The sequence below is a fragment of the Gammaproteobacteria bacterium genome (genome assembly GCA_016200485.1).
In the GTDB taxonomy this organism is placed as follows: Bacteria; Pseudomonadota; Gammaproteobacteria; order Tenderiales; family Tenderiaceae; genus JACQEP01.
Genome location: JACQEP010000011.1, coordinates 1 through 13,684 on the forward strand (window position 1 = coordinate 1; position 13,684 = coordinate 13,684).

13 protein-coding genes are annotated in these 13,684 nt (G+C 53.6%); 7 read left to right on the forward strand and 6 right to left on the reverse strand.

The genetic code is table 11. The features are described 5' to 3' along the window. Positions 1-349 precede the first annotated feature (349 nt). The 5 genes from def to rluD all read right to left on the reverse strand — a co-directional run bounded on the left by def (position 350) and on the right by rluD (position 4,117). A complete protein-coding gene (gene def, locus HY272_07435) occupies positions 350-850 on the reverse strand; it encodes a peptide deformylase (GenBank protein ID MBI3772516.1) in 501 nt (166 codons plus the stop codon). Positions 851-853: 3 nt separating this feature from the next. Further along, positions 854-1,375, reverse strand: coding sequence for an ACT domain-containing protein (locus HY272_07440; protein MBI3772517.1), 522 nt, complete (start codon positions 1,373-1,375; stop codon positions 854-856). A 15-nt stretch (positions 1,376-1,390) separates the two neighbouring features. Continuing rightward, a complete protein-coding gene (locus HY272_07445) occupies positions 1,391-2,185 on the reverse strand; it encodes a ZIP family metal transporter (protein ID MBI3772518.1) in 795 nt (264 codons plus the stop codon). Between the two features lie 236 nt (positions 2,186-2,421). After that, positions 2,422-3,162 (reverse strand): peptidoglycan editing factor PgeF, encoded by a 741-nt coding sequence (gene pgeF, locus HY272_07450; GenBank protein ID MBI3772519.1) that lies wholly within the window; start codon positions 3,160-3,162, stop codon positions 2,422-2,424. After that, entirely contained in the window at positions 3,155-4,117 is a 963-nt protein-coding gene (gene rluD, locus HY272_07455; protein MBI3772520.1) for a 23S rRNA pseudouridine(1911/1915/1917) synthase RluD, read from the reverse strand. Before rluD ends, pgeF begins: the two co-directional genes overlap by 8 nt. Positions 4,118-4,241: 124 nt before the next feature. On the opposite strand from rluD, the gene bamD (HY272_07460) reads away from it, so the two are divergent. The 7 genes from bamD (HY272_07460) to HY272_07490 all read left to right on the forward strand — a co-directional run bounded on the left by bamD (HY272_07460) (position 4,242) and on the right by HY272_07490 (position 12,767). Continuing rightward, on the forward strand, positions 4,242-5,693 hold the full coding sequence (gene bamD / locus HY272_07460; GenBank protein MBI3772521.1) for an outer membrane protein assembly factor BamD: 1,452 nt from the start codon (positions 4,242-4,244) through the stop codon (positions 5,691-5,693). Positions 5,694-5,779: 86 nt separating this feature from the next. After that, positions 5,780-6,991 carry an outer membrane protein assembly factor BamD gene (bamD, locus tag HY272_07465; protein ID MBI3772522.1) on the forward strand — a complete coding sequence of 404 codons (1,212 nt, stop codon included), beginning with the start codon at positions 5,780-5,782 and terminating at the stop codon, positions 6,989-6,991. A gap of 212 nt (positions 6,992-7,203) precedes the next feature. After that, positions 7,204-7,968, forward strand: coding sequence for an outer membrane protein assembly factor BamD (locus tag HY272_07470; protein ID MBI3772523.1), 765 nt, complete (start codon positions 7,204-7,206; stop codon positions 7,966-7,968). 186 nt (positions 7,969-8,154) lie between these two features. Continuing rightward, positions 8,155-8,679, forward strand: a complete 525-nt coding sequence (locus HY272_07475) for a nitroreductase family protein (protein MBI3772524.1) — start codon at positions 8,155-8,157, stop codon at positions 8,677-8,679. Between the two features lie 71 nt (positions 8,680-8,750). Continuing rightward, the gene (locus HY272_07480; GenBank protein ID MBI3772525.1) at positions 8,751-9,209 is read left to right on the forward strand and encodes an NfeD family protein; all 459 of its coding nucleotides are present in this window, start codon (positions 8,751-8,753) and stop codon (positions 9,207-9,209) included. Between the two features lie 2 nt (positions 9,210-9,211). Continuing rightward, the gene (locus tag HY272_07485; protein MBI3772526.1) at positions 9,212-10,069 is read left to right on the forward strand and encodes an SPFH/Band 7/PHB domain protein; all 858 of its coding nucleotides are present in this window, start codon (positions 9,212-9,214) and stop codon (positions 10,067-10,069) included. Between the two features lie 604 nt (positions 10,070-10,673). Further along, on the forward strand, positions 10,674-12,767 hold the full coding sequence (locus HY272_07490) for a hypothetical protein (GenBank protein MBI3772527.1): 2,094 nt from the start codon (positions 10,674-10,676) through the stop codon (positions 12,765-12,767). A gap of 156 nt (positions 12,768-12,923) precedes the next feature. On the opposite strand, the gene HY272_07495 is transcribed toward HY272_07490, so the two are convergent. Then, positions 12,924-13,517 (reverse strand): TetR/AcrR family transcriptional regulator, encoded by a 594-nt coding sequence (locus tag HY272_07495; protein MBI3772528.1) that lies wholly within the window; start codon positions 13,515-13,517, stop codon positions 12,924-12,926. Between the last annotated feature and the right edge of the window lie 167 nt (positions 13,518-13,684).

Sequence of the window (13,684 nt, forward strand, 5' to 3'; positions counted from 1 at the left end):
CAGAACTATGCAACCTCATGGTTATGGTTTTACAATAATGAACGCCCTCACAAGGCTAATGATGGATTACCACCAAAACAAATGCTGGCAGTAGCCGCATGACCTCTACTTTTGGCAGCAGCTAAAAATGGGGAGATTACCCCACCCCCGAACACAGTGCAAAGCGCCAGCGCGTGCTACCCCATAGCACGCCAGCAGGCTCTTTGACTTCCATAGCGTATATCGACAGTTAAAGGATAGGACTTTAGTTGACTGCGTATAAGGCTAGCGAGGGGTGCGCGGTAGTGGCTTATAAAATTTAGAAAATAGCCATGTAGCAAACAGCGAGTATTGGTATATATCACACACTTTAATGATAGTTTTTACGCCGAAACAAATCATTCCGTCGGCTCACAAGCCGATCAAGGAACAACAAGCCATCCAGATGATCGATTTCATGCTGAATGGCGCGGGCTTCGTAGCCGCTGGTTTGGAGGGTGTGTTGGGTACTGTGTTCGTCACAATATTCAACGCTGATGCGTTCGGCGCGCATGACGTTTCCGGTGTAATCGGGCACAGACATGCAGCCTTCGCGGCCTTTGGTGTAGCCTTCGTAAGCGGTAATTTCAGGATTGATCAGCACCAGTCTGCCGTGATGTTCGATTTTGGATTTGCGGGAGACATCGACAATGACGATGCGTTGCAGGCGGCCGACTTGCGGTGCGGCGATGCCGACGCCGCCGGGGCTGCTGCGCATGATTTGTTCGATGTCGATAATGAACTGGCGTAATTCATCATCGAAGTGTACGACCGGCACTGAGATTTGTTTCAGACGCGGGTCGGGATAGGTGAGGATTTCAAACACAGACACGAATCACCCAATCATGACATCAATGGGCGTGAGTTTGGCCTGAATTCCTTCCTGGGTAACGATGGCGAGTGCGGATTCGAGTGCGGCAATGCCTTCGCACGCGACGCCGTCGATGTGCATGATGTAGATCGGTTTGTCTTCGGTGCCGCCGACATCGGAATCAAGATTGACGATATTCAATCCTGCTTCGTCGAGAGCGTTGGTGACTTTGGCGACGATGCCTGGGCGGTCGGCGCCATAAACGGCAATATGCACATCCGGCTGCAGATGACGATGCAGGTGGCCGTCGATTTTGTCGATGTGAAAATGCAGGCCCAGCGATTCTGCAACGGGGGCTAACTGTTGCTGCAAGGCTTTGGCGCCGCCGTTGTGCTTCACCATCATCATGATGGTGAAGCAGTCGCCGAGGCGCAGCATTGAGGTTTCGCCGAGATCGCAACCGCCATCGAATAATGCGGCGGTAACGTGGGCGACGATGCCGGGTCGGTCTTTGCCGACGAGTGTGAGCATGTACCATTTGGCCATGGGTGACCTCCTGCGTTATCCGTTGTGTAACGTGGAATGAGCGAAGTATATCACCGCGACTCCAGCGGAGATGAGCGCCATTTGCTGCATGGTAGCGCTGAAATGCAGGCGTTTGTGTAGACCGGGAATCAGGTCGGCAACGGCAACGTAAATAAAACAGGCGGCGGCAATGGCCAGCACATACGGCAGAATGTGTGCAAAACTCTGCAACGCAAAATAAGTGGCTAATGCACCAATGACAGTAGTTAGGCTGGTGAGTACGTTCCAGATCAATGCGCGTTTGCGACTGAAGCCACCCTTCAGTAACACAATAAAATCGCCGAGCTCTTGCGGTATTTCATGCGCGGCAACGGCAAGCGCGGTGACGATCCCCAAATGTGCATCGGTAAGAAATGCGGCGCCGATCAGCACGCCATCGACCAGATTGTGCAGACTGTCACCGATCAATACGAAGATGGCGGCGGAATGTTCATGGTGTTCATGTGTTACGACGGGTTCGGTGCCGTGGGCCTCGCAGGTGGAGGTGTGACAGTGACGCCACAAGACGAGTTTTTCCAGGAGGAAAAATCCGAGGATACCGATCAATACCGTAAAGGTAATGTCATGCGCATCCACGGCCGGATTTTCCAAAGCATGTGGCAACAAGGCGAGAAAGGCCGCGCCCAGCATCGCGCCGATGGCGAAACTGATCATATGCGGAATGATGTGATCGCGTTGTCGGTCATTGAGCAATAACACGACCGAGGCGAGGAGCACGCTCAGCACGCCGCCGACCAGGCTGAAAATAATGATTAATGTGAGCAGGGACATTGCGGCAACATCTTCCAAGAACAAAGGCGCACTATATTAGCGTAGGGGAAAGAAAAAGGGTAAGGAATGAGCGGGTGCCTATTCCAGGCCCTGCTCCAGCAGCTTGTTGAAAAACGCGATCAGGGGATGCAGCAGAAGCGGGTGAAAATCAATCGTAGGGGCGATTCATGAATCGCCCCTACATGAATCCCGATATTTGGCCGACATCAGCCACGAAGCGCCCCTCGGTGCGTTTTTCAGCCAGCGGCGAGCCAGATCAGGCTCGCCATGCGACCCGTGACACCCTCACGACGATAAGAATAGAAGCGCTCGGCATCAGTAAAGGTACACCAATGCCCACCATAAATTTGGTTTACCCCCAATCGCTGCAAACGCAGACGGGCCAGCTGGTAAATATCGGCCAGCCAGCGCCCGGCAGGTGACGGTACGAAGGCCGCGGCGGCAGCGGGATCATGGGCGATAAAGGCCTGTCGTACCTCGTCGCCGACCTCAAATGCGTCCGGGCCGATAGCAGGGCCAAGCCAGGCCAGCAGATCATTCGCGGGGCTGCCCATGCGGAGTACAGTTTGTTCGATCACCCCATTCACCAGCCCGCGCCAACCGGCATGGGCGGCGCCGACATGGGTACCTTGCACATCGCATAACAACACTGGCAGACAGTCCGCCGTCAGCACGGCACAGACCAGACCCGGGCGATCGGCAACACTGGCATCGGCCATCGGTTTACCGTGCGCGGTAGCCACATCGATTACATCGATGCCATGTACCTGTTCCAGCCACAGCGGCTCGGCAGGCAAGCCCCGCGCTTGACGCAAGCGGCGGCGGTTTTCGGCCACGGCTTGTGGCTCATCGCTGACGTGATCGCCAAGATTGAGGCTATTCCACGGCGCCACGCTCACACCGCCCTGGCGGGTGGTGGTGCCGGCCCGCACCCGCGCTGGAGCGGGCCAATCGGGAACGATCCAGCCGTTAACCACCGTGCTCACGGAGATCCTCTCTCAGGACGTCCAGCAATTCGGTCATGTCTGCTGGCGCGGGGGTTTCCCATTCCAGCCACTCGCCGGTCATCGGTTGCTCCAAACCGAGGCACGCCGCATGCAGCGCCTGGCGGTTGAACTGGCGCAATGCAGTTTGTATCCGCTCGCCGCTATCGGGCGGCAGTTTCAGGCGCCCGCCATAAACCGGATCACCGACCAACGGGTAATGGATATACGCCATGTGGACGCGGATCTGGTGGGTGCGGCCAGTTTCTAAGTTCACTTGGATAAAGGTATGGGCGCGAAAGCGCTCGGTCACGCGGTAGTGGGTGATCGCCTCTTTGCCCGTCTCCACCACCGCCATCCGTTTGCGGTCGACGGGGTGGCGACCAATCGGCGCCTCAACGGTGCCGCCGCCGGTCATCACGCCGCAGACCACGGCTTGATACTGGCGTTTGATCTCGCGCAGCTGCATCATCTCCACCAATCGCTTCTGCGACTTGATGTGGCGCGCGACAACCAGCAGGCCGCTAGTGTCCTTGTCCAAACGATGGATAATCCCCGCCCGTGGCACCGCGGCCACCTCGGGGGCATAATGCAACAGGGCATTGACCAGGGTGCCGTCCGGATTACCGGCCGCCGGGTGTACCACCATCCCCGCCGGCTTGTTGACCACCAGGATGTCCTCATCCTCATACACCACCGTTAACGGGATGTCCTGCGGCTGCCAATCCACCTCAATCTCGGTAACAGCGGTGAGCTCGACCTGCTCGCCACCGATCACTTTATCCTTGGGTCGCCAGACCTCGCCATCGACCAGCACCTGCCCCTCCTTGATCCAGTGTTGGAGCCGGGCCCTGGAATAGTCCGGAAATAGCTGGGCCAGGGCCTGGTCCAAACGCTGGCCGGTTAAGGTTTCCGGGACTTCAACCGTTAAATAATCGTGCGCTAACATTTATAAGACTTTGTCGTAGGCATATGGTTTAAAGGAGCATTGCGCTGGTCACTGACCATCGAGGCAGCTATCCTAACAAATCCCCGCTAAACTACCTAAAGCTGACATGGATAAAAGGGACAACATGGCAAAACGGACTCTCTGCAACCACATTAAAAAGTTAGCGCTATGTGGATTACTGCTGCTGGACGCCCCATTTCAGACTTGGGCGGCGACCGCCGAGGATTATTATCAAAACGGCAAGAGTTCGATGACCAGCGGCGACCTTCAGGGCGCGCTCACTTATTTCGACCAGTTACGTAAACTCTATCCGCACGACCCCTACGCCAATCAAGCGCTCATCGAAATGGGCTACGCCTATTACAAACTGGCAGACAGCGATGCGGCAATTAATATGCTGGATAGTTTCATTGCCGAACAACCCGATCACCCGCATCTGCCTTACGCTTATTATCTCGCCGGACTCACCCGTTACGATGAAGCCACACAAATGTTTGCTACTGCAAACACCGATCAAGGCAACGCCCGTATCGCCGCCATCACTGACCAGGCGCTTGGTTATTTTGGTTTATTGATTGATCGTTATCCCGGCAGTCAGTACGTGGCCGATGCGCGCCAAAAAAGTACGCATCTGTTGGAACTGTTGATGCTACGTCGCAACAATACTCAGGTGGCTGAGACTACTCCCAAGAACGAAGCCATTTCCAGCGATGGAATCAAAGATGCAAACTGGCTGCTCGGACAACCGCCCTCCTATTTCACCTTGCAGTTGACGGCCGACCCCAAGCCTGAAGAGCTGCAGCAACTCATTAAAACAAATGAGCTTAAAGACAAGGCGATTATCTACGAGTTGCGGAACGAGAATGGCTCTGTCTATGTTTTGCTCTATGGCGTATACCTGAATAAACGCGCAGCGATGGAAGCCGGCTCATTGTTGCCTGATCCCATCTTGCGGCGCCAACCCTGGGTACGCGAAGTCAGTTCAGCACAAATCGACATTCGGCAAAGTCGTCTGGCCATGGTTCAGAACTCTTCCAAACCAAAAGCCACCGACATTTCCGAACCTGTTCCAACCCCCAAACCAACAGAAACTGTTCAGCCTGTCGACAAATCGCAACCTGCTGCCGTTGAAATCACCGCCGCAGCTGCTGCTGTAATACCGAGCATTACACCCGTAATTCAAACAGCGCCGGTACCTGCTCCTGCACCCGCAGCGCCGGCAGCAACCGCAAACAAACCCGAAACAAGCGCACCGGCAAAAACCAATACCACGTCGGGGCCGCGACGTGAAGAATGGTTGCTAAGCCAGAACCCACGATACTACACCCTTCAGGTAACCGCTGTGTCGCAGGAAAAATCTGCCCAGCAATTTATTCGTCAACACCAACTTGGAGACGAGGCCGCCTACTTCCGCAACATACGCGACAACAAAGAGTTTTTCTCCGTCACCTACGGCAGCTATCCTACCAAGCAAGCCGCCGCGGAGGCGGCCAAAACCGTCGCCGAATCCGCCGGCGCTCAACCTTGGGTGCGCAAATTCAGCGACGTGCATAGCGCCATCCGCAGCACAAAGTAACCGGGTTAATTCCAGAGACAAAACTGCTCCGCCTATGTTAGGCTGAACCCAGTCTTTGGTACTGGGAACTTCCGGCTTTGTGTGAGATGGCGATTCAGCGGCTAGTCATTGCGATATTCACTGCGGCCCTCATCTTCAGCGGCTGTAGTTCGATGAACCCCCGCGATCAGCGTCAATCCTGGTCCGCCGATCGGTATCGGGAAGAAGCCCACGCCGCAATGCAACTTAACAATTACGGTACCGCCGCAGATTATCTGCAGGAACTCACCGTACGTTATCCGCTGGACTCGCATACCCGCGAATCCTATTTACAAATTGCCTACGCCCATTACAAAAATCTTCGCTACGACGCCACGATTGCCGCCGCCGATAAATATTTAACGCTTTATCCCGATGACAAAGATGACGCCTATGCCTATTATTTGCGCGGCCTCGCCGATTTTGAACGTGGCATTAATGCGCTTAATGATCCGGTCAAATTGGATGACCCAAACATCGCCAATCAAGCCCGCGCCGCTTATGATAGTTTTCTTGCCTTGATCCAACATTATCCAGACAGCAATTACGCGCGCGATGCCCACGCGCGGCTGAATTTATTGCGCGACCGTCTGGCCAATCATGAATTGCAGTTGGCGCAACAAGCCCTGGAAAAAGGCAACAAGGATTCTGCCCGCACCCGCGCCCGCTACGTCGCCGAGCATTACGCGGATACCCAGGTCGCTACCGAAGCCATGAAACTGCTGGTTCAGCTCAACCATGCACCGGCCACCCCAACGGCGACGCCAGCAACACCCGAACCGGTAACGGCAACAAAACCAGCGATCGCCGTTGCGGAGCCGATTGATGAAGAGGCAAGCCCGGCCCGTGAATCGATGACCGCCGAATTACCCACGGGCGCTGAACCCGTCGTTGCCCAGCCGCAGCCTGCACCCTTCGCGTCCACAGGCGAACCTTCCCCCAGCGCTGAAGATCCCAAACAGACAGAACTCTATCTTAAAGGCCTGCGTGACGAAGCGTGGTTACTCCGGCAACGTGGTGACTTCTACACCCTGCAAATCGCTGGCACCTCACAAGCACGCTGGGTACGCAACTTTGTCAATCAGCATGACATCGGCCAGGACGTCGCCTACTACCGCAAACACCAGGCCAAGGGCGAATGGTACTCGGTACTCTATGGTCTTTATGCCAACCTCGCCGATGCCCGTGCCGCCCGCCGCGATATCCTCAACCAACTCGGCACCCAGGATGCGTGGATACGGCCGTTACGCGATGTACAAAAAGACATTAAATCCAGATAACCGCGCTGAGCAGTGGCCGTCGAATCCCAAGCCGCCCACCGGCGGTCGCATCCCCGGCTTACGCCGTGGGCCCTGCTCTTCGCCTCGGGTGGCTGACCCTCAGTGGGGCGGCAAGCATGAAGTTGAGATAAATTGTGTGCAAAGACAGCCCCTTCGGCTTGTGATAGTCTAGGCAGCCACTAACCCCACAGAAGCCAGCCCAGAATTGCGTCATGTCGTTGCGGAAAATCATTAGCTTATTCACCCTGACCACCCTCCTCCTTGCCGGTTGCGCCACCACCAAGGACGATCCCAGCACCTGGACCGCCCAGCGCTACTACGAAGAGGCGCAAAAAGCCATGAAATCGAGCGATTACCAAACCGCCGTCAAGCACTTTGAAGACCTGGAGGTGCGCCATCCCTTTGGCCCGTATACCGAACAGGCGCAGCTCGAAATCGGCTATGCCTATTACAAGTTCGATGAACCTGAATCTGCCATTGCCGCCGCCGACCGCTTCATCAAACTCTATCCGCGCCACAAGAACGTCGAGTACGCCTATTACCTCAAGGGCCTGGCCAATTTTGACCGGGGCTTGAGCAGCTTCGATCTTTTCCTGGGCCTCGATCCGACCACCCGCGACCCGAAACCCGCCCGTGAAGCCTTCCGCAATTTTGCCGACTTGATCCAACAATTCCCCAATAGCCGTTACGCCGACGATGCGCGCCAACGCATGATTCACCTGCGTAATCACCTAGCGCAGTATGAACTACACGTCGCTGACTATTACCTGCGCCGTCAGGCCTATCTCGCCGCTGCCAATCGCGGCAAATACCTCCTGGAAACCTATCCCCAAACACCCGCCATCCCGCAAGCCCTGAGCATCATGGTGCAGGCCTATCGCCAGCTCCAGCTCAATGATCTGGCCAATGACGCACTGGATGTGTTAAAGCTAAACTATCCGGATAGCCCAGCGTTGAAGGCGCTCAATAACGTTTGAACCTAAGTTCCTAGCCACAGAGACACAGAGAAAAAGAGAAAACGGAATCAATAGGTTGGCGATCCGATGGCGCTCATCCCAGAGTTGAGCCCCAAAAATAAAACAACCACCTGACTTTTCTCTGTGTCTCTGTGGTGAAATTGAGATTTTTAGAAGGAAGACACTCAGCAAAGCAAGGAGACAATCATGTGGGATTTTTTCGAAACCGTCCGTCACCGTCACTCAGTCCGCCGCTATCGCAGCGATCTCCCGGTCGAGCGCGAAAAACTCCACGCTATCCTGGAAACCGCTTGCGCCGCACCCTCTGCGGGCGATCTCCAGGCTTACCGGATTTTAGTTGTCAGCGATGCCAGCAAACGCCAAGCGCTTTCCGCCGCCGCCGACAATCAAAGCTTCATCGCCGAAGCGCCTGTGTGCCTGGTTTTTTGTGCCGATCCACAACGTTCAGCCGAAAAGTATGGTGATCGCGGCCGTACGCTTTATGCCACCAAAGACGCCACCATTGCCGCCGCCTATGCCCAGCTCGCGATTGTCGCTGCGGGCATGGGATCGACCTGGATTGGATATTTCGACGAAAGCCGTGTCCGAAAAGCGCTCGATATATCTAATAATCTCGTGCCGGTAGCACTCCTCAGTCTTGGTTATCCCGCCGAATTACCCGAACCCACTCCGCGCCGGCGGCTGGATGATATCGTCAATTATCTCGACTAACCTGTGCTGACTATCACATCCGCGCCGATTCGGCCGCTAACACGGCCATGTAATTCGAGGGAGAAACCTCAATGGAATTAGAGTGGTGGTACTGGATTGTCGCGGGACTTGTGATTGCCATGTTGGAACTGGTGGTCCCTACATTTTTCCTGATCTGGTTCGGCGCGGGCGCGATCATCGTCGGCCTGCTGATGCTGGCCTTTGATCTTAGCTTCACGACACAATTAGTCCTATGGGCCATTATCTCGATCGGCTTCACCTACGCCTGGTTTCGGTTCTTCAAAAATCCGGACCGCACCAAAGCCGGTCTATCCAAAGAGGCCTTTCTTGGCGAAACTGGTTTAGTCATCAAAGAAGTATCTGAAATGAAGAAAGGCGAAATCATGTTCCAGCGTCCGATACTTGGCTCGGATAAATGGCCTGTCATCGCCGACGAAACAATCCCCGCCAATGAAAAAGCGAAGATTGTCGATGTGGTTGGACAGTATCTCAAAGTATCCAAGATTGATCACAATAACGGAGCAAAATAGCCATGGAACTTACTTTTTTGGCCATCATTTTTGTCATTTTCGTCGCTGTTACCATTGGTACTGGCATTCGCATCGTTCCGCAAGGCAGTGAATGGGTGGTCGAACGGCTGGGCAAATATCACTCTACACTCACCCCTGGGCTACACATCCTGATTCCCTACATCGATCGCGTCGCCTACCGTGTCACCACCAAAGACATCATTCTCGATGTACCTGAACAAGAGGTCATCACCAAAGACAACGCCGTCTTGATGACCAATGCCATCGCCTTCGTCAAAGTCACGGACACGCAGAATGCTGTGTATGGTGTGTCTGATTACAATCAGGCCGTCACCAACATGGTACAAACCTCTCTTCGCTCCATCATCGGCAGCATGATGCTGGACGAAGCGCTTTCTTCTCGCGACAAGATCAAGGCTGAACTCAAGTCATCCATCGCTGACGATGTCGCCGATTGGGGCCTGACTCTCAAATCCGTTGAAATCCAGGACATCAAACCTTCCCTCACCATGCAACAGTCGATGGAACAACAGGCCGCCGCAGAAAGAGAACGCAAAGCCGCCGTCACTCGCGCCGAAGGTGAAAAGACCGCCGCGATACTCAATGCCGAGGGAAAACTTGAAGCTGCCAAACGCGAAGCCGAAGCACAGATCGCCCTGGCCAAAAGCTCTGCCACAGCCATCGGCATGGTCACCGCCGCCATTGCCGACAACACAGTACCCGCTTACTTTTTGTTAGGCGAAAAATATATTGCCGCACTGAAAGAAGTCGCCACCAAACAGGGCAATACTACCATCGTGTTGCCAGCTGATCTGATTCAGAGCGTGCAAAGCCTGATTGGTCGCAAGGGAGTCAACTGACCACACCACCGCGCGCTCGCATAGATGCTCAAGATCTACTTTTTTGCATGTCTCATCGCACAAGCGGCCGGGGTATTAAATCGTAGGAACAGCTTCGCCGCGATAACGCCGCCAGGCGGGGCTTGCGGCGTAGGGGCGATTCATGAATCATCCCTACAAATCTTTCGCAGTAAGCTGCGGGGAATTACACCCGCAGAGATTAATCAGAGGTTCCTTAAGCTCACTTGTGAAAAGAAACTCCGGTGCTATGCTTACTGAGCCGACTATATAAGAACAGCCCTGACCATTCACTCTACGAACTGCGAGCGAACTCAGCGGCTAATCTACTGCAATAAAAAATAGCCGGAAGGAATATCATTATGAATAAGCTATTTTTTATAGCTTATTCAGCGGCGTGCTACGGTCAAATCAAACAGTGGCAAATTTTTCCGTGATCTTCAAGTAAATAGCTGCTCTTCACTCATCCATTTCCATTATTTATCAACGTATACCTTGGTATGCGGTACCAATGAGTGATTTCGCAATTTAACCGCAAACTTTAGAGTACCGGACCTCGGCTACTCGGCAGCCGATTCATATGTCATCTACCACGGAGGGTGTTGTCATGGTCACACATTACTCGGAAAGTGAAAGCGGCGGACGCTATGTAAAAGGCGAACTCCGTATCGAAGGGCAAGTCAAACTTGCAGAGGCGGATTCCGAAACCGCTGAACTTGAACTGACCGCCTATGTCTACAACCGCGTTGGAGAATTTCTCGGCAGCGCTGCCGTAGACAAAAGTGGTGCATTTAACATAGCGCCACGACTGGCACAACCGGCAGACGTCGAGCTGGTGATTGCACCAAAGGGCAATCCGGCGCAAGTGCGCGCTTCATCGGGCTATATCAAAAAATTTGCCGCCAAGGACTGGCAGCAGGACGGCGGTGTATTTCTCATTCGGCCAGACCTCAACATCAGACGCGATATCTGGTGGCCCTGGTGGCCGCAGCGCATTTGCATCTCGGGTCATGTGCGCAAGATTTCGCATCACGACGGCCACACGGATATTTGTCCGGTTCCATTTGTTAAAGTTGAAATCTTCGATGTCGACCGCGAATCCTGTCTCTGGCCCTGGATCCGCAACGGGTGGGATAAACTGATTGATCGGCCGGTCATCCGACTGCCGGAGTTAATCAGGCAATCTCCCATTCCACCCCGCCCCATCCCCGGCCCGGACCCTGCGCCGGAACTCAATTTCGGCGGCAGCGTGAGTCTTAATCCACAACCCTTGCCACCGCGCGCGCGGGCGATGAGCTTGATGCATGCGGGCGAGGCCGTTGGTTTCGATCCGCAGCCTGCCCCGCCTGCTGCCAGTCTCAGCATGGGCCGTGTGGGTGAAATCGCGGCACTACAACCCTCACTGGCAAGCCGCCTCGATCGTCTGACGATCACATCTAAATTGGCGCCGTGGCTGCTGTTTCCGCACTGTTTTTACAGTACACAACTCGTTTGCGAAACCACCACTGACTGCCACGGCTATTTCCGTTGTTGCTTTAAATGGTGGCCGTTCCATTTTCGCCGTGGCCGTTTACGTTTCGATGCTCGCCCCGACATCATTATTCGCGTCACGCAAGTGATCAATGGCGTCGCACATGTCATCTATCTTGACCCCTACACCAGTACGCGCTGGAATATCAGCAACGCCCACATTGATCTGTTCCTTGATAATGAGGAAATCATATGTGGCACACCGGACTGCGATCCACGCCCGGCAGGTTCGCCGGTATTCTTCACCCGCATCGGTGACGATGAAGTCTATCTCATCAATCAAGGCAGCGGTTTGTACCGGCAACCTGGACCACCCAGCAATGTCGCTTACGGTAGTACCTTGCTAGTGTACGGTCAGTTTGGTGATGCGCTAAGCACCGGCGCACCGGCTCGCTATTATCGTTTGTCATATGCAGCGCATGGCAGCAGTAATTTCGTTCCTATAACTGCGGCGCTGTCGGATACTCGCGTCAACAAGGGTACACTGCTCAGTGATAGCCATGTGCTCGGCCCACAGACCGTCAATGGCGTGCAGGCACTCTATGCAGTACGTAATTTCAGTGACTACTATTGGTATAACCCGGACTGGATTGGCACCTGGAATACACTGCTCGCGGAAGTGGACACTGGCAAATATGTATTGCGGCTGGAAGTGTTCGACGAAAACGGCAACAAACTCACGTCCGCAATGGGCGTGGATTATCGCGACGGCACCGTGGTACCACCCGCCGTGTTGCCGCCGATGCTGGATCGTTGTGACCTTGTCATCACGCTCGATAACAAACCGCCAGTGGTCAACATCGACATCCCGGCGGTGCTCAACGAGTGCGGCGTCATTCCCGGCTCATCCGTGCCACCACTGAACCTGAATATCAGCGTGTCACAGGAAAACGGCCGGCTGCACGCCTGGGGCTTGCAATACACCAAAGGCGTCAATCCGGCAGTACATGTGCTCGACAGCGGCAGCTCGAACACTGGTTTACCTTCCGCAATCAATAAGGTAGTTGATGCCACCAACGCGCCGACCGGTATCGACATGCTGGATGGTGTCACAACCACTTGTGCGTTTGCATTGAAGCTGTGGGCTACAGCACATGTGCGCGATGGACGACAATTCATTTACTACCAGGAGCAGATCAAGGCTATCGCCATTGAAAACTGCATTTGTTAACAATCAAACATATCCCTGGCCGGTGTAATACCGGCCAGGTTTTGTTTGACGCAACAATTCGACGCACTATTACATCGATAAAAAATAGGCCATTTAGCCCCCTCGCTGAAATGCATGCTGCCGGGTATCGTTGCATCACCAGCACTTCATTCCTGATTAACGCCTCAAATTATCACTAAGAGTGGGAATAACTAATGAGCGGAAAAGTGTATTAATCTCTTTTGGGCTAATAGGTTTTTTATAATGAGACCACCAGGTCATGACTGCGATAAACGTAGCCCCCAAAAAGTCAATAAAGAGATCGAATGGGATTTCAGAATCGGCTGAATTTTTATAAAGGGGTCGTGCTTCTTTCTTCATTAGCTGCACAATCATTTCTTCAATATGTTGACGCACGATAGTCCAGCCATACCCCCCGACGAGCGAAAGATATATATCCTTATGGTCGTGGGCATGTTCAAACATCGCCAAACTAAACCCAATTACTTTTTCATAACTATCCATGGAATTTCGAGATGCCGATTTTTGTGCGCTGTGCAAGAGTTCTCGAAGACCTTGAAGGCCATCAACAAGAAGCGCATCTTTATCACGAAAGTGTGAATAAAAAGTTGATCGTCCTATGTCTGCACGATCTAAAATTTCCTGCACGGCAATAGACTCATAGTTTTTCTCAACCATCAGAGAAAACAATGCATTATTAAGCGCCTTGCGTGTTTTTTGAGTGCGCCTGCCCTCTGTTTTATTTTGCATAGCTGTGCCTCGCGATTCGCAATTTTGAACAAAATACGCATTTTTGTTCCGTAGAAAACAAAATAGCTATCACTGTTCTGGCATCTCCGCTTTTCGGCCTTTACCATTAGTAATGAACATATGTTCATATTAGGACTCGTATTCAGATAGGTCAATCAATAGAGTAG

Coding starts and splice junctions, on each gene's coding strand:
- HY272_07480 (MBI3772525.1), top strand. CDS start 8,751: ATGGAATTAGAGTGGTGGTACTGGATTGTCGCGGGACTTGTGATTGCC.
- bamD (MBI3772521.1), top strand. CDS start 4,242: ATGGCAAAACGGACTCTCTGCAACCACATTAAAAAGTTAGCGCTATGT.
- HY272_07485 (MBI3772526.1), top strand. CDS start 9,212: ATGGAACTTACTTTTTTGGCCATCATTTTTGTCATTTTCGTCGCTGTT.
- bamD (MBI3772522.1), top strand. CDS start 5,780: ATGGCGATTCAGCGGCTAGTCATTGCGATATTCACTGCGGCCCTCATC.
- HY272_07475 (MBI3772524.1), top strand. CDS start 8,155: ATGTGGGATTTTTTCGAAACCGTCCGTCACCGTCACTCAGTCCGCCGC.
- HY272_07440 (MBI3772517.1), bottom strand. CDS start 1,375: ATGGCCAAATGGTACATGCTCACACTCGTCGGCAAAGACCGACCCGGC.
- HY272_07495 (MBI3772528.1), bottom strand. CDS start 13,517: ATGCAAAATAAAACAGAGGGCAGGCGCACTCAAAAAACACGCAAGGCG.
- rluD (MBI3772520.1), bottom strand. CDS start 4,117: ATGTTAGCGCACGATTATTTAACGGTTGAAGTCCCGGAAACCTTAACC.
- HY272_07445 (MBI3772518.1), bottom strand. CDS start 2,185: ATGTCCCTGCTCACATTAATCATTATTTTCAGCCTGGTCGGCGGCGTG.
- HY272_07470 (MBI3772523.1), top strand. CDS start 7,204: ATGTCGTTGCGGAAAATCATTAGCTTATTCACCCTGACCACCCTCCTC.
- HY272_07490 (MBI3772527.1), top strand. CDS start 10,674: ATGGTCACACATTACTCGGAAAGTGAAAGCGGCGGACGCTATGTAAAA.